An 18,294-nucleotide genomic window follows, 5' to 3' on the forward strand; every position below is an offset into this window, starting at 1 on the left:
GTCACACCTTCCATGCAGCTACGCGTCCGCGGGCTGGACAAGACCTACCCCGGCGGCGTCCGCGCCCTGTCCGGCATCGAGCTCGACGTCGGCCCCGGCCTCTTCGGCCTGCTCGGGCCGAACGGCGCCGGCAAGAGCAGCTTGATGCGGACGCTCGCCACGCTCCAGCGGCCGGACGCAGGCTCGATCCACCTCGGCGAGACCGACGTGCTCGCGGATCCGGCGGCGCTCCGGCGCCGGCTCGGCTACCTGCCCCAGGACTTCGGCGTGCATCCTGGCGTGACGGCGCGAGGGCTGCTCGATCACATCGCGTTGATGAAGGGCATCGTGGACGGCCGCGAACGCGCCCGCGCGGTGCATGAGCTCCTCGAGCGCGTCAATCTCACGGGCGCCGCCGATCGCCCGGTGGCGGAGTTCTCCGGCGGGATGCGGCAGCGCGTCGGCATCGCGCAGGCGCTCCTCGGCGCCCCGCGGCTCGTGATCGTCGACGAGCCGACCGCGGGGCTCGATCCGGCGGAGCGCAACCGGCTTCACCAGCTCCTCTCGGAGATCTCCGGCGAGGCTATCGTCCTGCTCTCGACGCACCTCGTGGACGACGTCGCCAGCCTCTGCGGCGACATGGCGATCCTCGCCGGCGGCCGGATCGTCCGCCGCGGCTCTCCCTCAGCCGCATGCGCGGAGCTCGATGGCAAGCTCTGGCAGGCGCGTGTGGCGCGCGCGCGGCAGGCCGAGGTCACCCGCGGAGTCCGGCCTCTGCAGGTGTCCCCGAGGCTCGGCGATGTCGTGGTCACCGTGGTGAGCGCGACGCGGCCCGGCGAAGCGTTTGGCCCGAAAGCGCCGGAGCTCGAGGATCTCTACCACCACAGCCTGCACGAGGCGTCCGCGTGACGACGCCCTCGGCTCAGGGTTTCGGGCAGCGGGCGCTCTGGGTGAGCGCCGTGGCCCGCGGCGAGCTCAGGCGCCAGCTCCTCGGCTCCGTGAACCTCATCCTGATGGCGTCGCTCGTCGTCCAGACGTGCATCTACGCGCTGAACTCCGAGTACATGGCGCAGATCGGCGCCAGCGATGTCCCACGCAACTCGCCGTACGTCATCTACCACTTCACGAGCGACAACGGCTTCTGGCTGATCTTCTTCCTCGCGCACATCATGACGAGCGCGGTCGTCGACGACCTGAAGCACCGCTTCGCCGAGGTCGCCTACACGTTCCCCTGCGGGCCGAGGACGTACCTCTTCGGCAAGTACCTGGGCGCGCTCGCCTCCGGGCTCGTCGTCGCCGCGTCCGTATCGATCTCCTGGGTGCTGGTGCCCATGGCGATGCGTCACCTCGCCGGGCGCGCCGACCTGTTCATGCCCACGCCCTGGAGCGCGGTCGCGCACGCCTATGCGCTGTTCCTCGTGCCGAGCGTCTTCGGATTCGGCACCCTCTACTTCGCCGCGGCCGTGCGGAGCGGGCGCTCCGCGCCTGCGTATGCGCTGTCCTTTCTCGTCATGGCCGTCTGGATGGTTGGTATCCTCGTGCTGTGGCGAGGGGGCGTGGACCGCGAGGCAGGGGAGTGGCTCGACCCCATCGGCTATAACTCCGTCGCCGCGCAGCTCTCGTACTGGACGGCCGAAGAACGCATCCGCGGCACGATGAGCCTGACGGGGCCGTTCCTGGCGAACCGGCTCGGCGTGATGGGAATCGGTGCGCTCGCGCTCGTCGCCGCTTTCGCGAGGCCGAGCGCGGAGCGGCTCCTCGTCGGCTACCAGCGGGGCGAGGCCGGTGGATCACGGGGGGTGTGGGGCCGTGGGCAGGCGACCCGGAGCCCCGGGCATCCATCCTGCGCGCAGACCTCGAGCGAGGCGCCCGCGCTCCCGAGGCACGAGGCGAAAGCGCGCTTCGACACCCGAGCGCAGGGCCGCGCGGTCGCGCTCGTCGCGTGGCAGCTCCTCGCCGAGAGCCTCCGCGCGCGCGGCACCCGGATGGTGCTGCTCTTCGGGCTGATCCTCATGGTGGCGAGCGCCATGTTCCAGCTCGACGGCGGGGCGGACGGCCCGCAGCTGCCCTGGGCAGGCCTCGTGGGGCTGCGGCTCGTGGAGTTCTTCTACATGCCGACGGCGATCTTTCTCTGCTCCTCCGCTGGCAGCTGGGTCACGCGCGAGCGGGACGCCGGCTTCTCGCAGATCCAGGACGCGCTGCCGGCGCCGACGTGGGTGATCGCGCTCCCGCGCGCGCTCGCCCTCGCGGGGCTCGCCCTCGCGCTCGCGCTGGCCCCGACGCTGAGCTTGCTCCTCGTGGAGCTTGCGATCGACCGCGCCACCTTCGCCCCGCGCGAAGGCATGTTCTTCGCGCTCGCCGTCATCTGGCCCGCGAACCTCCAGGTCGCTGCGCTGGCGCTCTTCTTCTACAGCGTGGTCTCGCGCCGCGCGCTGGCCCATTTCCTGGCGTTCAGCGCCGTCTTCCTCTGCGTCATGAACCACTCGCTCAGCGTGGTCTCGCAGACGGCGCTCCAGTACGCGATGCCGATCCACGTCTTCTATTCACCCCTCACCGGCCTCGCGCCGTGGATCACCCAGGCGATCTGGGTGAACGGCTGGCTGCTGTCGGTGGCCGCGGCGATCGTGTTCGCCGCGGTCCTCTGGTGGCCGCGCGGCACGGAGCTCGCCTTCCGGGCTCGGCTTCAGCGCGCGCTGCGCGAGCGCTCGTCGGGCCAGATGATGGTGCTCGGCGGGATCGTGGCCGTCGGCGCCCACTGCGGGCTCCGGGTGTACAGGGCCGTCAACATCGAGAACAGATACCGCTCGCCGGGAGAGGAGCGCGCAGAGGCGGCCTTGTACGAGGTGACGTATGTCGGGGTCGCTGCTGCCCCGAGGCCGCGTGTGATGGAAGGAAAGCTCGAAGTCGAGCTCCGCCCGGCGGAGCGCGAGGCGCGCATCGCCTACGAGCTCACGCTGGAGAACGGTGGATCGCGGCCCATCGAGGCGCTCGACTTCGACGTCCCGGAGAAGCTCTCCCTCGCCGCCATCGACGCGGAAGATCGAACGATCGCGTCCTGGGACCGCGACGATCGCCTGCGGCATCACCGGATCACGCTCGGGCGGCCCCTGGAGTCCGGAGAGACGGTCCGCGTCACCTGGCGCGGCGCGGCGGCATGGCCGTCGTTCGCCAACGAAGGCAAGCCGCACCCGATGTCCTCCGAGGGGGCCTGGCTCCAGGACCGCGACCTGCTCCCCAGGCTCGGGTACGATCGGCGACGAGAGCTCCGCGCCGAGGGTTACCGTCGCGAGCTTGGATTGCCAGCGCGGCGCCCGCTCCCGAGCGCCCCCGATGCGGCATCTTCCCAGCAAGCGTACGGCCTGGAGAGCACGGCGTTCCCCTTGGCCGTCACCGTGCGGGCCCCGGACGCGCTCGATCTGGTGGTCTCCGGCGCGGCGGAGGGGCACGGGCAGGTCGAAGGGCGCGTGTCCGGGTCCGAGCGGCTCGCCATCGTCGCTGGCCGCTACGCGCGCACGAGCGGCACCTTCGGGGGCGCAGAGGGCGAGGTGTCCGTCGACGTCTACCACCACCCCGAGCGGGTCTCGGTGGCGCGCGCCTTCCGTGATGCGGCCGTCCGGTCGCTCGGCGCCTTGTCGGCGCGCTACGGCGATTATGGACGTCCACGCGTGCGCATCGTCGAGGTCCCGAGGGAGATCAAGGCGACAGGGCTGTTCGGCGACGTCCTGCTCCTTTCCGAAGAGGATGGCTGGGACGACGCTCCCGAGAACCCGGGCGTCCTCTTCGCGACGGCGCGGCACCTGTCGAAGCGCTGGTGGATCGATCGGCTGCACCCCGCCCTCGTCGCCGGTTACGCCACGCTCGGAGAGGGATTGCCCGTCCTGAGCGGCCTCGTCACCGTCGATGCCGTGCTCGGCCGGGAGACCCGCAGGGCGATCTCGGACCGCATCGGCGAGAAGGTGCTGCGCTCGATCGCGGAGGCGCGCGAGCCTGTCGTCCCGCTGATGGAGGCGGACGCGGGCGCGTACGTGCCGCTCTACGCGGGCCTCGCGATGCAGCGGCTTCGCGATGAGCTCGGCCCGGACGCCTTCGACGGCGCGCTCCGGCAGCACCTCGGCGCGCAAGGGGGCCGGGGAGCGCCGGGTGCGAGCCTCGCGTCCCTTGCCTCGACATGGGAGGCGCTGCCCGGCGCCGGCTCGGCCGCACAGGGCTTGCGAACCGTGGAGTCCTGGGCTGTCCGCGCCCTCTCGGCCGACGGCGTGCCCGGCGAGGACGGGCGCTGGAATATCAGCCTGGATCTCGCGTTCACGCCATACACGTTCGAGGGGCACGCGTGGCGCCCTTCCGTCGCGCCGGCCTCGGCGCAGGCTCCCATGACGCTCGCGCTGCTCGACGACGCCGGCAATGAGCTCTCCCGCGTGCTCGCGACGCGCAGCCCCGGCGCCGATCGCGTGACGTTCACGTCGGAGCGCCGTCCGGCCGCCGTGGTCGTCGACCCGGATCGCGTGCTCCTCGATCGCAGCCCGCAGCAAGATCGCGCTGCAGTTCGGCGCGCGGGGGTGCGCTGGACGCGCTGAGCGCCGCCGTGGTCCGCCCCCGCTTCCGCGGACAGTCTCACCATGCGCGAGCGCGGCTACATGGGCCTTATCCGAGCTCCATCGGTTCATGCAGGCGAGCCGCGTGTGCGGTCGCACGTCACGTCAGTCACCAAGATAGTTGAGCGCCTGGGCGTCGAACTGCCGCTCGAGCGCCTTGGGGGCGATCGGGTCAGTGTGCCGCGAGCGCACGCGGCGAAGGCTTGTACGGCCAAGCCCGGCGCATCGATCTTCGACAGTGGACGCGCTGCATTCGTCCGCTCGTCCTGCCCCCACCCCAACATCTCGCTTGACCTGCGCATCGCACCGCCATATGTAGTGCCTCGTGTTGGTGCCCTTGGCTTCGGCCCGGGGCTCAAAAGGGAACCCGGTGCGAATCCGGGGCTGCCCCGCAGCGGTAAGCGAGAACGATCTCCACGACGAGCACTGGCCTTCGGGCTGGGAAGCGGTGGACCGTAGGAACCCGGCGCCAGCCGGAGCGCTCGCGAGCCCGAAGACCTGCCAACATCCTGCGTCGGGGAGACATCCCGCGCCGGTTTGACCTGGAAGCCTCGAGGGAGGCGGGGAGGTCCGAGCTGGCGCAGACGCACGCGCCGTCCCGGTTCCGATCCGTCCCCCGAGCTTTCTTTCGCAAACGCCCGCGGGGGCGAAGGGTCGGTCCGATGATCATTTCCCAAGGTTCAGCGCCGCTGCGCGTCGCGGCCGGCGCTGTGCGCATTTCTGCATCTTCTGTCGCCGCAGCGCTCCTCCTGCTCTCGCCGCCGGCCTTGGCGGACGCCTTTGACGAGTACGCGGGGAACACGTCGTATACGTTCGACCTACCCGCCATCGCCGACGGTTGGTCCATAGCCCTGGACGGGTTCCCGACGACATCGGAGGAGATCGATGGCTACGAGCTGGCCGGGCGGCTCCTCGTCGCCAACGATCAGACCGTGTACCTCCAGAAGAACTATGGATCGGGCGTCTACGTGCCCGTCGCGACGCTGAGCGACGGGCCGATGGATCCGAGCTTCCTCGCCATCTCGCCGGACGGCAGCACGATCGCGCTCGGCGTCGGCTACGGGGCGCCGCTGCTCGTGTTCCCGAGCTCGATCCTCAGCGTCACCTCGCCGCCCGACCTGCTCAGCCACGGGGACGTGATCGAGCTCGACGTCGATTACTACGATGGGGCCTGGTACGGTAACGACGCGCTCGTCATCAACGGTGGCTGGAACGGGCCGGGCGGCTACACGAGCGGCGTCTACGCCCTCGATCTGACCGCGCCGCAGATCGCGGAGATCCCGCTGATCACGAGCATCCCCGGCGCCTCCGGGGGGATCGCCGTGGACTCCGCGGGCAACCTCGTCACCGGGATCGGCTACCAGACCTCGCCCAACCGGACCGGCGAGCTCAGGATCTGGGCGGCGGCCGACATCCAGGACGTCATCGACGGCACGGCGAGCGCGTACGCCTACGGCGGCAGCGAGGGCTCGCTCCTGGCGAGCAACGTGCTGAGCGCGGCGGCGCTCGGCTTCGACGGGGACGACGCCCTGCACGTGGGCGGCGGGGACGCGTTCGGCGTCGGCGGCGCGAGCGAGAACGGCTATGCCGCGCTCATCCGCGCCAGCGTGGTGGCGAGCGTCGTCGGGGGCAGCCAGACGCCGGTGAACGAGGGGAGCTCGTCGCAATACCTCGAGCTGACGCCTGACGCGTGCGAGGACGACAGCGCGACGTCGCCCATCGCGTTCGTCGGCCACACGAGCGCCCTGGCGATCGCCTGGAACCCGTCGGGCGACGAGTACTCGTCCCCCGCGGGGCAGTGCTACTCGGCCGGGAGCGCCTCGGACTTCTGGGAGATCGGGGTGACGCCGAAGGTGACGCTGTACTTCCCCGACGGCGCGCCGGACGCCGACAGCGACGGCGTGCCCGACGGCGCGGACAACGCCTACCTCACGGCGAACGCGAACCAGCGAGACACCGACGGCGACGGCTTCGGGAACATCGCGGACGCGGATCTCGACAACGACGGCGACGTGGACACCGCCGATTACAACATCCTGGTGGCGTCGTGGAGCACCCAGCTGGGCAACCCCGGGTACAACCAGCACGCCGACTTCAATGGAGATGGGAGCATCAACACCGCCGATTACAACATCTATCTCGCGCGGTACGGCACGTCGGCGCCGTTCTACTGATCAGCACGCCGACGCGCGCCGCGCCGGGTTCGCCCCGGCGCGGCGCGCGCTCGCCTTCGGAGGTCTCATGGTGTCTCGTATCACGCGCGCGAGCGTGCTTCTGTCGGTGCTCACGATCATCGCCTGTTCCTCCGAGGGCTCGCCGTCCGGGAGCGGCTCCGGGGGAATGGGGGGAACGGCGGCGCAGGGATCCGGCGGCGCGGCCGGTCAGGGCGGGGCCACCGGTTCGGGCGGCGGGGCGACCACGTCGTCGAGCGACGCCGGGAGCGGCGCGGGCGGCGCAGGGGGATCTGGCGGCGACGGCGCAGGCGGAGACGGCGGCGGCGGCGCGGGCGGCGACGGCGGCGCGGGCGGCGACGGCGGCGACGGCGGCCACGGCGTGGGCAGCGGCGGTGCCGCGGGCGACGGCGGCGCGGGCGGCGACGGCGTGGGCAGCGGCGGTGCCGCGGGCGACGGCGGCGCGGGTGGCGGCGGCGGCGGCGGCGTCGTTGACTGCACGGGCGCGGAAACGGTGTTCGCCTCCGAGGTGGTAAGCCACCTCTTCGGGCCGGGCCCGAACTACGGGCAGGACAGGTTCCCGAACATCGCCTTCGGTCCTCCCAAGGGCGGAGGTTGCTGCGGGGGCTCGACCGACGTGGTGTCACTCGGCAACGGCGGCACCGTCACCTTGGGCTTCTCGGGCAACCTCATCGTCGACGGGCCAGGACCGGACTTCATCGTCTTCGAGAACCCCTTCGAGACCGGCCCGACCACCGTGTTCGCCGAGCTCGCGACCGTCGAGGTGAGCCAGAACGGCGTCGACTGGATCGCCTTCCCGTGCACCGCCGCGGCGGCCCCCTACGGCTCCTGCGCCGGCTGGCACCCCGTGCTGGCGAACGCCGACACGAACATCCTCGATCCAACCGACCCCGAGGTCGCGGGCGGCGACGCCTTCGACCTCGCCGATCTCGATCTCAGTTTCGCGCGCTACGTGCGAATCACCGATCGGCCGGATTTGACCGGCGCGACGGGCGTCTTCGATCTCGACGCCGTGGCGATCGCCAACGCATCCTGCCCCTAGAGCACCTATCAGCTTGAAACGCCCGAGAATGAAGAGATTCGGACCACAGAGGCACAGAGAGCACAGAGGGGAGAGAAGAAATGGGAATTTTTAATTCTCTTCCCTCGGTGCCCTCTGTGCCTCTGTGGTTCATTTTCTCGGGTTTCAACCCGTTCGGTGTCCTAGCTCGACGATCTGCGCGCCGTCGCGCACCGCTGACGCGCAAACCTCGCTCGACCGTGCACGCCCTCTCGTTCTGAAGAGCGTCGGACAGGCAGCACAGGCCTGGACGGTCGCGCGCGCATCCGTCGTTGGACAGCGATCGCGCCACATCCATGCGCTCGCCCGGACCCCCAACATATCGCTTGACCGGAGTCGCGCACCGCAATATGTAGTGCCTCATGTTGGTGCCTCGGGCTTCGGCCCGGGGCTTAAAAGGGAACCCGGTGCGAATCCGGGGCTGCCCCGCAGCGGTAAGCGAGAACGATCTCCACGACGAGCACTGGCCCTCCGGGCTGGGAAGCGGTGGACCGTAGGAAGCCGGCGAGAGCCGGAGCGCTCGCGAGCCCGAAGACCTGCCGACATCCTGCGCTGGGGAGACATCCTGCGCCGGTTTGGCCTGGAAGCCTCGAGGGAGGCGGGTGGGTCCGAGCTGGCGCTTATCCTCGCGCCCGTCCCGGTTCCGACCCCCTCCCGCGTTGTCTTCCTTTCGCCCGCGGGGGCGAGCGGTCGGTCCGAAGGCTCTCCTGGAGAGCCGGCGCGCTCGCGCGCATCGGCTGGCCTCTTCGCTCTCGCGGTCTCGACGCGAGCGGTCTGGAACCGCTCCGAACGAAGCGTGACGAGGAGGATTGCCATGCTGAGCGACACAGTGACGACGAGCAACGGCGCGGCGCCGTTGCGGGCGCGGAGCGCGAGGACCGGAGGCGCCGAGGAGGCGCCCCCGCACACGACGATGCGGGTGAAGAAGCGCAACGGGTCGAGCGAGCCCGTCGACGTCAACAAGATCGTCCGGGCGGTGAGCCGCTGCTGCCTCGCCCTGTCCGACGTGGACGCGCTCCGCGTCGCCACAAAGACGATCAGCGGCCTCTACGACGGCGCGACGACGCGCGAGCTCGACCAGCTCTCCATCCAGACGGCGGCGTCGCTCATCGCGGATGAGCCCCAGTACGCGAAGCTCGCGGCGCGCCTGCTCGCGACCTATATCGACAAGGAGGTCCGCAATCAGGAGATCCACGCCTTCTCGCAGTCCGTCGCCGTCGGGCGGCGGCTCGGCCTCATCAACGAGCGGCTCCACGGGTTCGTCGCGCAGAACGCCCGCAAGCTGAACGACGCGATCGAGCCGGGGCGGGACCATGAGCTCGAGTACTTCGGCTTGCGGACCCTCTACGATCGCTATCTCCTCAAGCACCCCGAGACGCGCCTCGTCATCGAGACGCCGCAGCAGTTCTTCCTCCGGATCGCCTGCGCGCTGTCCGAGACGGCGGCGCAGGCCGTCGAGCTCTATCGCCTCTTCTCGTCGCTCGACTACCTCCCGAGCTCGCCCACGCTGTTCAACGCCGGGACGAGCCACGAGCAGCTCTCGAGCTGCTTCCTGCTCGACTCGCCGGAGGACCACCTCGAGACCATCTACCAGCGCTACACCGACGTCGCGATGCTCTCGAAGTTCTCGGGCGGCATCGGGCTCGCCTACCACCGCGTGCGGTCGCGCGGCTCGCTCATCGAGAGCACCAACGGGCACTCCAGCGGGATCGTGCCGTGGCTCAAGACGCTCGACGCGTCCGTCGCGGCCGTGAACCAGGGCGGCAAGCGCAAGGGCGCCTGCTGCGTCTACCTCGAGCCGTGGCACGCCGACGTCGAGGAGTTCCTCGCGCTGCGCGACAACACCGGAGACGAGGCCGCGCGCACGCACAACCTGAACCTGGCGAGCTGGGTCCCGGACCTGTTCATGAAGCGGGTCGAGGCGGACGGCGAATGGAGCCTGTTCGATCCCAAGGACGTGCCCGATCTCCCCGATCTCTATGGCGACGAGTTCGAGCGCCGTTATGCCGAGGCCGAGCGGGCGGGCCTCGCCAAGAAGACGATGAAGGCGCGCGAGCTCTACGCGCGGATGATGCGCACGCTCGCGCAGACGGGCAACGGCTGGATGACGTTCAAGGACAAGGCGAACCGCGCCTGCAACCAGACGGCGCTGCCGGGCCGGACCGTGCACCTCTCGAACCTCTGCACCGAGATCGTCGAGGTGACCTCGAAGGAGGAGACGGCCGTCTGCAATCTCGGCTCGATCAACCTCGCGCGCCACACGGCCGCGCGCGCGGACGGCACCGTCGCGTTCGATTTCGACAAGCTCGCGCGCACGGTGCGGACGGCGGTCCGCCAGCTCGATCGCGTCATCGACCTCAACTACTACCCCATCGCCTCGACGAGGCGCTCGAACCTCCGCTGGCGGCCGGTGGGGCTCGGGCTCATGGGCTTGCAGGACGTGTTCTTTCAGATGCGCCTGCCCTTCGACGCGGAGGCCGCGCGGGAGCTCTCGAGGCGGATCTCCGAGGAGGTGTACTACCACGCGCTCTCGACGTCCGCGGACCTCGCCGCCGAGAAGGGGCGCCACCCGGCCTTCGACGAGACGCGCGCGGCGCGCGGCGAGCTCCAGTTCGACGCGTGGGGCCTCGTGCCGCAGGACGAAGCGCGCTGGGAGGCGCTCCGCGCCCGCATCCGCGCCGAGGGGCTGCGGAACTCGCTGCTCGTCGCGATCGCGCCGACCGCCACGATCGCGTCGATCGCCGGCTGCTATGAGTGCATCGAGCCGCAGGTGTCGAACCTGTTCAAGCGCGAGACGCTCTCGGGCGACTTCCTGCAGATGAACCGCTATCTCGTCGCGGAGCTCAAGCAGCGCGGCGCCTGGACCGACGCGGTGCGCGCCCGGCTCAAGCTCGCGGAGGGCTCGGTCCAGGGGCTCGAGGAGCTGCCGGAGGAGGTCCGCGCCGTGTACCGGACGGCGTGGGAGATCCCGATGCGGTCGCTCATCGACATGGCCGCGGATCGCGGCGCCTTCATCGACCAGAGCCAGTCGCTGAACCTCTTCGTCGAGAACCCCACCATCGGCCAGCTCTCGAGCATGTACTTCCACGCATGGAAGAAGGGGCTCAAGACGACCTATTACCTGCGCTCGCGCCCCGCGACGCGCATCGCCAAGGCGACCGTGGGCGCGGCGCCGGACCTCCCGCCCGCGCCGGCGAAGGCGGCCGCGGACGTGGCGTGCGCGCTCGAGAACCCCGAGTCCTGCGAGGCGTGCCAGTGAGCCGCGTGAGCCGCCCCGCGCGCCTGCTCGATCCGGGCCTCTGCCTCACGCTGCGCCCGATGGGGTATCCGGCCTTCTTCGAGATGTACCGCGCCGCCATCAAGAACACATGGACGGTCGAGGAGGTCGACTTCTCGACGGACGTGGGCGACCTGCGGAGGATGACCGCCGCGGAGCGCCACCTCGTGCAGCGCCTCGTCGCGTTCTTCGCCACGGGAGACTCCATCGTGGCGAACAACCTCGTGCTCAACCTGTACAGGCACATCAACGCCCCGGAGGCGCGGATGTACCTGTCGCGGCAGCTCTATGAAGAGGCATTGCACGTCCAGTTCTATCTGACGCTCCTCGACACGTACATCCCCGATCCGGAGGAGCGCCACCGCGCCTTCGCCGCGGTCGAGAGCATCCCCTCGATCCGGAAGAAGGCCGATTTCTGCATGCGCTGGCTCGACTCCATCGAGTGGCTGGGGAGGCTCGAGTCGCGCTCCGAGAGGCGGCAGTTCCTCCTCAACCTCGTCTGCTTCGCCGCGTGCGTCGAGGGGCTCTTCTTCTTCGGCGCGTTCGCGTACGTGTACTTCCTGCGCTCGCGAGGCCTGCTCCACGGGCTCGCCGCGGGGACGAGCTGGGTCTTCCGCGACGAGAGCGCGCACATGCGCTTCGCCTTCGAGGTCGTGAGCACCGTGCGGCGCGAGGAGCCCGAGCTCTTCGACGCCGGCCTCTCGCGGTCGATCCTCGACATGATGGATGAGGCGATCGAGTGCGAGGCCCAGTTCGCGGAGGATCTCCTCGGCGCCGGCGTCGCGGGCCTGTCGGCGCGCGACGTGCGCCGCTACCTCGAGTTCTGCGCGGACCAGCGGCTCGTCACGCTCGGCATGCCGCGGCGCTACGGGGGGAAGAACCCGCTGTCCTTCATGGATCTGCAGGACGTCCAGGAGGTCACGAACTTCTTCGAGCGCCGCGTCTCGGCGTATCAGGTCGGCGTCGCCGGGGAGGTCGTCCTCGATGCCTCCTTCTGACGTCGAGCGGGCCGCGCGCGGCCGCTTCGTCCTCGTCGCGCTCGACACGCACGGCACGCCCAGGGGCGTGCCGCCGCTCCAAACCATTCAATCGTCCTGAGAAGGGAACGGGGTCTCACCATGTCCGTGCTCGCAACATGTCTCGGTTATCCGCGTTTCGGCGTCGCTCGAGAGCTGAAGAAGGCGCTCGAGAGCTACTGGTCGAAGAGCTCGCCTGCGACCGAGCTCGAGGCGACGGCCTCGATGCTCCGCCGCCGGCACTGGTCTGCGATGAGCTCGCTGGGCATCGACCACATCCCGAGCAACGACTTCTCGCTCTATGACCACATGCTCGACATGGCGATCGCCGTCGGCGCCGTGCCGGCGCGCTATCGCGCCATCTCCGATCCGCTCGTTCGCTACTTCGCGATGGCGCGGGGCCTCCAGGATCGCGCCGCGGGCGTCGACGTCGCCGCGCTGGAGATGACGAAGTGGTTCGACACGAACTATCACTACATCGTCCCCGAGCTCGACGCCGGGCAGCGGTTCGAGCTGGACGCGTCGAAGCTCGTGAGCGAGCTCGAGGAGGCGCGGGCGCTCGGCGTCGAGACCCGTCCCGTGGTGGTCGGGCCGGTCACCCTCCTGCTCCTCTCGAAGCTGGCGCCGGGGTCGCCGTCCGGCGCCAGCACGCTGGACCTCCTGGATCGGCTGCTCCCGGTCTACGAGGCGCTGCTCGGGACGCTCGCGGACCGGAACGTCGCGTGGGTCCAGGTCGACGAGCCGTGCCTCGCGCTGGATCTCGACGCGCGCGCGCAGGACGCCTGCCGGCGGGCGTTCGCCCGGCTCGCCGCGTGCACGAAGCGGCCTCGAGTCCTCCTCGCGACGTACTTCGGCGCGCTGGGCGAGAACCTCTCGCTCGCCGCCGCGTCGGGCGCCGACGCGCTCCACGTGGACCTGGTGCGCGCGCCGGAGCAGCTCGACGCCGCCCTCGCCGCGCTCCCGCGGGCGATGTCCCTCTCGGTGGGCGTGGTCGACGGCCGGAACATCTGGCGCGCCGACCTCGACGCCGCGCACCGGCTGGTCCGGCGCGCGGTCGCGGCGCTCGGGCCGGAGCGGGTCGTGGTGGCGCCGTCGTGCTCGCTCTTGCACGTGCCCGTCGACCTGTCCGCCGAGAAGCGGCTGGACGCCGAGCTGCTCCGCTGGATGGCGTTCGCCGCGCAGAAGCTGGCCGAGCTGCGCGCGCTCGCCGACGCCGCCGCGACGGACGCGCCAGGCTCGGCGCTGTTCGCCGAAGCGCGGAGCGCGCTCGCCGCGCGGCGCGCCTCGAAGCGGACCCGGAACCCGGAGGTCCGCGCGCGGGTCGCCGCGGTGGACGACGGGATGCTGCGCCGGGCGTCGGCGTTCCCCGAGCGAGCGGGGAAGCAGCGCGCGCGCTTCGGCCTCCCGGCGTTCCCCACGACGACGATCGGCTCCTTCCCGCAGACGGGCGATGTCCGCGGCGCGCGCGCCGCGCTGCGCGCGGGGCGGATGACGCCGGAGCAGTACGAGCGCTTCCTGAAGGACGAGACGCGGCGCTGCGTGGAGAAGCAGGAGGCGATCGGGCTCGACGTCCTCGTGCACGGCGAGTTCGAGCGCAACGACATGGTGGAGTACTTCGGCGAGCAGCTCGACGGCTTCGCCTTCACCGAGAACGGGTGGGTCCAGAGCTACGGCTCCCGGTGCGTGAAGCCGCCCGTGCTCTTCGGCGACGTGTCGCGCCCCTCCGCGATGACCGTCCCGTGGTCCACGTTCGCGCAGTCGCTCACGGCGAAGCCCATGAAGGGCATGCTCACGGGGCCCGTCACGATCCTCCAGTGGTCCTTCGTGCGCGACGATCAACCCAGGAGCGAGACGTGCGCGCAGATCGCGCTCGCGCTCCGGGACGAGGTGGCCGACCTCGAGGCCGCGGGCATCGCCATGATCCAGGTCGACGAGCCGGCCATCCGCGAGGGGCTGCCGCTGCGCCGCGACGCCTGGAGGGCCTACCTGCGGTGGGCCGTGGACGCCTTCCGGCTCGCCACGAGCGGGGTCCGCGACGAGACCCAGATCCACACGCACATGTGCTACTCGGAGTTCGGCGACATCCTCGACGCCATCGCCGCGATGGACGCCGACGTGCTCTCGATCGAGACGTCGCGCTCCAGGATGGAGCTCCTCGCGGACTTCGCGCGCTTCCGCTACCCGAACGAGATCGGCCCGGGCGTCTACGACATCCACTCGCCGCGCGTGCCGACCCTCGATGAGATGGTCGAGCTGCTCGAGCGCGCGGCGCGCGTGCTGCCCGGCCACCAGCTCTGGGTGAACCCGGACTGCGGGCTCAAGACCCGCGGCTGGGAGGAGGTCGAGGCGGCCCTGGTCAACATGGTGGAGGCGGCGCGGATCGCTCGCGGGCGGCTCGCCGGCGCGACGCCGTGATCGGCGCCGACGTCGATCCCGCGCGGTGCCCGCTGTGCGGCGAGGCGAACGCGTGCGGGATGGCCGAGGGGGCGACGACCTGCTGGTGCTTCGAGGCGGCGATCCCCGCCGACGTGCTCCAGCGGGTTCCCCAGGAGGCGCGGGGCGTCGCGTGCGTGTGCAGAGCGTGCGCGACGGGGCGGAGGGATCCGGCCAAGGCGCTCGATCTGATCGACCGCCTCGTGCGGGGGAGATGACCTGCCTCCGGCTCGCGCCGGACGATGCTCTGCGGAGGCGCCTTATCCGCACATCTGCGGGCGCCGAGGCTCATCGACCGGGGCGGGCTCGGGCGGCACGCCCGCGAAGCGCGCGCGCAGATCCATCCAGAGCGCGAGCCGCGACCAGTCCGGCTCCCTGACGGGCTTCATGCGCTCCTGGTCGAGCCACGGGTTCGGGAAGAACACCGTCATCATCTGCTCGTCCCGCCCGTTCCAGAGCCTCAATCCCCAGCTCCTCGGGCGTCCGTTCGCGTCCAGGTCGCGATAGAACGCGGCGCGCGCGCACTGCCGCCAGCGCGCGAGCTCCGGAGGCGTGGGCCGCGCCTTCGTCCCCTTGTGCGCCCCGACGCAGAGGTGGAGGTGCCACGCGCCCGGCTCATCCGGCCCGATCGTGAAGTATCCGTCGAGGTACCCGATCCGGGGCTTGCTCGCGAACCGCAGCTCGAACACGGCCCCCTGCAGGCACGGGCCGAAATCGATCGCATTCCAGTGGTCCTCGAACAGGACCCTCACCAGCTCACAATACGTCGCCTCCGCCGGCGGGACGTCGAAGTACTCCGTCGTCGTCCCGTCGAGGTTGCGCTCGCTCGAGCGTAGCGCCGCGTCGTCGCTCATCGTGTCAGTTCTCCTTGTTGGCAGGGTTGCGCGCGGGCGTCTCGCCGCCCGCGCGCGCTGCGCCCAGCGCAGCGGGAGCGCCGTAAACGGCGCTCCGGACCGTCTGGGCGGCTTCGAGCATCGCTGGCCCCGGATCGCCGAGGAGCGCGTCGTCCAGCTCGACCACGCCGCCGGGCGCGCTGCAGGCGCGCAGCCGGTCGAGGCCGGCCTGGCCGCACAGGATCTTCCGCATCCCCGTGTTCGTCACCAGGACGTCGGGATCGAGCGTCAGCACGTGCTCCGGCGTGTACTCCGGCCAGTCGCGCTGCGCGGCCGCTGCCGCGTCGACCAGCCCTGCCGAGGTGAGCACGTCGTGGTAGCTGGTGCCCGCCGTGCCTCCGAAGAGACGGCCGCCGTAGCCGCTCAGGTACATGCCGCGACGGCGCTGCGGGGGCTGGAGATCGGCGGCCACCGCGGCCATGCCCTGCACGAGGGCCGTCGCGAACCGCCGACCGCGCTCCGGGTGGCCGACCAGGGCGGCGACCTCGTGCACGTTGGGGACGAGGGTCGCGAGCCCGCGCATCGGGCCGAGATCGTAGACGGTCAGGCCCGCCTCGCGCAGGCGCGCGATCCGGCGCGGGTCGCCGTAACCGTTGAGGAGGACGAGGTCCGGCTGCAGCGCGAGGAGCGCCTCGATGTCGGCGGTGTCCTCGACGCGGGCCTTGCCCGCGTACCTGTAGCCGCGCGGCGAGCGGCGCGCGCCGTACCTGGTGAACGCGACCACGCGGTCGGGCTCGCAGAGCTCCACGAGCAGGGCGTCCGCCACCGTGCTGGCCGACGCGATCCTGCGGAAGTCGCGGAGCGTGACGGCGACCCCCGCATGATCCTCGATCGACGCCGGGTTCGCCCCCGGAACGGCGGCCTCGACCGAGCGCGCGGCGGTGTCCTGCGGTCCGGCCGGCGCGCGCTGGTCGGAGGAGCGCGGCAGCGCGGCCGCGGCCACCGACAGGGCGAGCGCGCCGGCGAGCGCGCCGTAGTTGATCCAGGCGAGGGCGTTCATGGCAGCGCTCCCCGGCCGGGGCCCTCCGGATCCATGGGCAGGCGGAAGCCGAGCGCGCCGCCTGGAACGAGCCGCACGTCGTAGATCGACTCCACGGCGCCGGGCTTGATGACGTCGCGCGTCTCGCCCTGCTGTCGCAGCCGGCCGCGATCCATGAGCACCGCGGCGTCGGTCCAGTCGAGCGCCTCGGCGAGGGGGTGGAGCACCACGACGATGCAGTAGCCGTCGGCCGCCAGGCGCCGGAGCAGCGCATAGAGGCGAAGGGCGTGCCCGACGTCGAGCGCAGCGGTCGGCTCGTCGAGCAAGAGGATCCTGGCCTCCGTCGCGATCGCCCGCGCGAGCAGCACGCGCTGCCGCTCGCCCTGCGAGAGCGCGGGGAAGGGGCGGGAGGCGAGCGGCGTGGTGTTCGTCAGCCGCAGCGCGCGATCGACGGCCTCCTCGTCGGCCGCGGCGGCGCGCACGCGCCCGACGTGGTGCGCGTACCGGCCCTGCGCCACGACGCTCGCGACCGCGAGCGGCGAGCGGAGCTCGGACTGCTGCGGGACGTACGCGGCGAGGCGCGCTCGCTCGGGCGCGCGGAGCTCGCGCGCGCGGCGCCCGTTCAGCCGGATGTCGCCCTCGGAGGGCACGACGCCGGCGAGCGCCTTGAGGAGGGACGATTTGCCCGCCCCGTTCGGACCGAGCACGGCGAGCACGCCGCCGAAGGGCGCCGTGAACGACACGTCGTCGACGACGACCCGCCCCCCGCGACGGACGCGCAGCCCGGCCACACCGACGGCTTCAGCCGCGCTCGGCCTCCCGCTGCGAGCGCGCGAGCAGCACCAGGAAGGCCGGCGCGCCGATGAGCCCGGTGATGACGCCGAGCGGCACCTCCCCGCGCGCGGGCAGGAGGCGCGCGGCGAGATCGCACGCGGCGACGAAGACGGCGCCGCCCAGCGCCGCGACGGGGATCAGGCGCCGATGGTCGACGCCGAGGAACGGCCTCAGCGCGTGCGGCACGAGCAGCCCCACGAAGGCGACGTTGCCCCCGAGCGCGACGGCGCCGGCGGTGAGCACCGCGATCCAGAGGATGCAGAAGCGGCGCACGAGGGGCACGTCCACGCCGAGCGACGCCGCCTCCTCCTCCCCGGAGAGGAGCAGGTCGAGCGGCTTTCCCCAGAACCACGCGGCGACGACGCCGGCGAGCACGAGCGGCGCGGCCAGGGCGACGTGCCTGGGGCTCGTGCCCGACAGGCCGCCGAGCGCGAACGCGACGACGGCGCGGCCGAGCTCCCAGCGCTCCTGCGCGAGGCTCGTGGCGAGGCTCCCGAGGCTCATGAACAGCGAGGAGAGGAGGAAGCCGACGAGGAGGATGCTCAGCAGATCTCCCGGCGCGCGCACCAGCGCGAGCACGAGCCCCAGGCCGACGATCGCCCCGGCGAGGCATCCGGCCGGGAGCACCATCTCCGGGGGCAGCCCGCGGATCCCGCGCTCGGCGACGGTGAGCTCCACGGCGAGGAGGGCGATCTTGCCGCCCAGCGCCGCGCCCGCGGTCGTGCCGAGGACCGACGGCTCGGCGAGCGGGTTCCGGAACAGGCCCTGCACCACGACGCCCCCGACCGCGAGCGCCGCGCCCACGAGGAGCGCCGCCCCGAGGCGGGCGGCGCGCAGCGTCAGCAGGGTCGCCCGGAGGCCCGCGTCGGACAGGCTCGCCGGGCCGAGCGCGAGCGAGGCCGCGGCGACCGCCGCGAGCACGACGAGCAAGACGGCGTACGCGACGAGCGCGCGGCCCCCCGGACGCGAGGCCGCCGGCTCTTCACGCGCGCTCGTGGCGTGCTCGGCACCGATTCCTTGCATGGTCATCTCACCCGTC

Annotated in this window: 12 protein-coding genes and 2 riboswitches; of the genes, 8 read left to right on the forward strand and 4 right to left on the reverse strand. The window is 71.6% G+C overall.

Annotated features, from left to right (window positions below):
- Window positions 1-12 precede the first annotated feature (12 nt).
- From NQZ70_RS24100 to NQZ70_RS24135, 8 genes are all read left to right on the forward strand, one after another.
- Window positions 13-888, forward strand: coding sequence for an ABC transporter ATP-binding protein (locus NQZ70_RS24100; RefSeq protein WP_129576294.1), 876 nt, complete (start codon window positions 13-15; stop codon window positions 886-888).
- Window positions 885-4,553: an ABC transporter permease gene (locus NQZ70_RS24105; protein ID WP_129576295.1), complete on the forward strand. Its 3,669-nt coding sequence runs from the start codon at window positions 885-887 to the stop codon at window positions 4,551-4,553. Before NQZ70_RS24100 ends, NQZ70_RS24105 begins: the two co-directional genes overlap by 4 nt.
- A gap of 330 nt (window positions 4,554-4,883) precedes the next feature.
- Window positions 4,884-5,092, forward strand: a riboswitch (cobalamin riboswitch).
- A 246-nt stretch (window positions 5,093-5,338) separates the two neighbouring features.
- Window positions 5,339-6,745, forward strand: coding sequence for a dockerin type I domain-containing protein (locus NQZ70_RS24110; protein ID WP_129576296.1), 1,407 nt, complete (start codon window positions 5,339-5,341; stop codon window positions 6,743-6,745).
- 67 nt (window positions 6,746-6,812) lie between these two features.
- Window positions 6,813-7,805 carry a hypothetical protein gene (locus NQZ70_RS24115; protein ID WP_237245564.1) on the forward strand — a complete coding sequence of 331 codons (993 nt, stop codon included), beginning with the start codon at window positions 6,813-6,815 and terminating at the stop codon, window positions 7,803-7,805.
- Between the two features lie 367 nt (window positions 7,806-8,172).
- Window positions 8,173-8,382: riboswitch (cobalamin riboswitch) on the forward strand.
- Between the two features lie 255 nt (window positions 8,383-8,637).
- Window positions 8,638-11,082 carry a ribonucleoside-diphosphate reductase subunit alpha gene (locus NQZ70_RS24120; protein ID WP_129576297.1) on the forward strand — a complete coding sequence of 815 codons (2,445 nt, stop codon included), beginning with the start codon at window positions 8,638-8,640 and terminating at the stop codon, window positions 11,080-11,082.
- 59 nt (window positions 11,083-11,141) lie between these two features.
- A complete protein-coding gene (locus NQZ70_RS24125; RefSeq protein ID WP_207218003.1) occupies window positions 11,142-12,098 on the forward strand; it encodes a ribonucleotide-diphosphate reductase subunit beta in 957 nt (318 codons plus the stop codon).
- Between the two features lie 120 nt (window positions 12,099-12,218).
- Window positions 12,219-14,531 carry a 5-methyltetrahydropteroyltriglutamate--homocysteine S-methyltransferase gene (metE, locus tag NQZ70_RS24130; protein ID WP_129576299.1) on the forward strand — a complete coding sequence of 771 codons (2,313 nt, stop codon included), beginning with the start codon at window positions 12,219-12,221 and terminating at the stop codon, window positions 14,529-14,531.
- On the forward strand, window positions 14,528-14,767 hold the full coding sequence (locus NQZ70_RS24135) for a cysteine-rich CWC family protein (RefSeq protein WP_207217933.1): 240 nt from the start codon (window positions 14,528-14,530) through the stop codon (window positions 14,765-14,767). Before metE ends, NQZ70_RS24135 begins: the two co-directional genes overlap by 4 nt.
- 42 nt (window positions 14,768-14,809) lie before the next feature.
- Here the strand turns inward: NQZ70_RS24135 and NQZ70_RS24140 are convergent, their stop codons facing one another.
- From NQZ70_RS24140 to NQZ70_RS24155, 4 genes are read right to left on the reverse strand one after another with little or no spacing between them, the layout of a single operon-like run.
- Window positions 14,810-15,403, reverse strand: a complete 594-nt coding sequence (locus tag NQZ70_RS24140; RefSeq protein ID WP_129576300.1) for a hypothetical protein — start codon at window positions 15,401-15,403, stop codon at window positions 14,810-14,812.
- Between the two features lie 4 nt (window positions 15,404-15,407).
- Window positions 15,408-16,442 carry an ABC transporter substrate-binding protein gene (locus tag NQZ70_RS24145; RefSeq protein ID WP_129576301.1) on the reverse strand — a complete coding sequence of 345 codons (1,035 nt, stop codon included), beginning with the start codon at window positions 16,440-16,442 and terminating at the stop codon, window positions 15,408-15,410.
- Window positions 16,439-17,212, reverse strand: coding sequence for an ABC transporter ATP-binding protein (locus tag NQZ70_RS24150; protein WP_165374131.1), 774 nt, complete (start codon window positions 17,210-17,212; stop codon window positions 16,439-16,441). Before NQZ70_RS24150 ends, NQZ70_RS24145 begins: the two co-directional genes overlap by 4 nt.
- A gap of 10 nt (window positions 17,213-17,222) precedes the next feature.
- Window positions 17,223-18,284 carry an iron ABC transporter permease gene (locus NQZ70_RS24155; protein WP_129576303.1) on the reverse strand — a complete coding sequence of 354 codons (1,062 nt, stop codon included), beginning with the start codon at window positions 18,282-18,284 and terminating at the stop codon, window positions 17,223-17,225.
- Between the last annotated feature and the right edge of the window lie 10 nt (window positions 18,285-18,294).

Origin of the sequence: Sorangium sp. So ce836 (assembly GCF_028553905.1) — a bacterium.
Taxonomy (GTDB): Bacteria; Myxococcota_A; Polyangia; order Polyangiales; family Polyangiaceae; genus Sorangium; species Sorangium cellulosum_D.

Coding starts and splice junctions, on each gene's coding strand:
- NQZ70_RS24100 (WP_129576294.1), top strand. CDS start 13: ATGCAGCTACGCGTCCGCGGGCTGGACAAGACCTACCCCGGCGGCGTC.
- NQZ70_RS24115 (WP_237245564.1), top strand. CDS start 6,813: ATGGTGTCTCGTATCACGCGCGCGAGCGTGCTTCTGTCGGTGCTCACG.
- NQZ70_RS24120 (WP_129576297.1), top strand. CDS start 8,638: ATGCTGAGCGACACAGTGACGACGAGCAACGGCGCGGCGCCGTTGCGG.
- NQZ70_RS24125 (WP_207218003.1), top strand. CDS start 11,142: ATGGGGTATCCGGCCTTCTTCGAGATGTACCGCGCCGCCATCAAGAAC.
- metE (WP_129576299.1), top strand. CDS start 12,219: ATGTCCGTGCTCGCAACATGTCTCGGTTATCCGCGTTTCGGCGTCGCT.
- NQZ70_RS24140 (WP_129576300.1), bottom strand. CDS start 15,403: ATGAGCGACGACGCGGCGCTACGCTCGAGCGAGCGCAACCTCGACGGG.
- NQZ70_RS24145 (WP_129576301.1), bottom strand. CDS start 16,442: ATGAACGCCCTCGCCTGGATCAACTACGGCGCGCTCGCCGGCGCGCTC.
- NQZ70_RS24155 (WP_129576303.1), bottom strand. CDS start 18,284: ATGACCATGCAAGGAATCGGTGCCGAGCACGCCACGAGCGCGCGTGAA.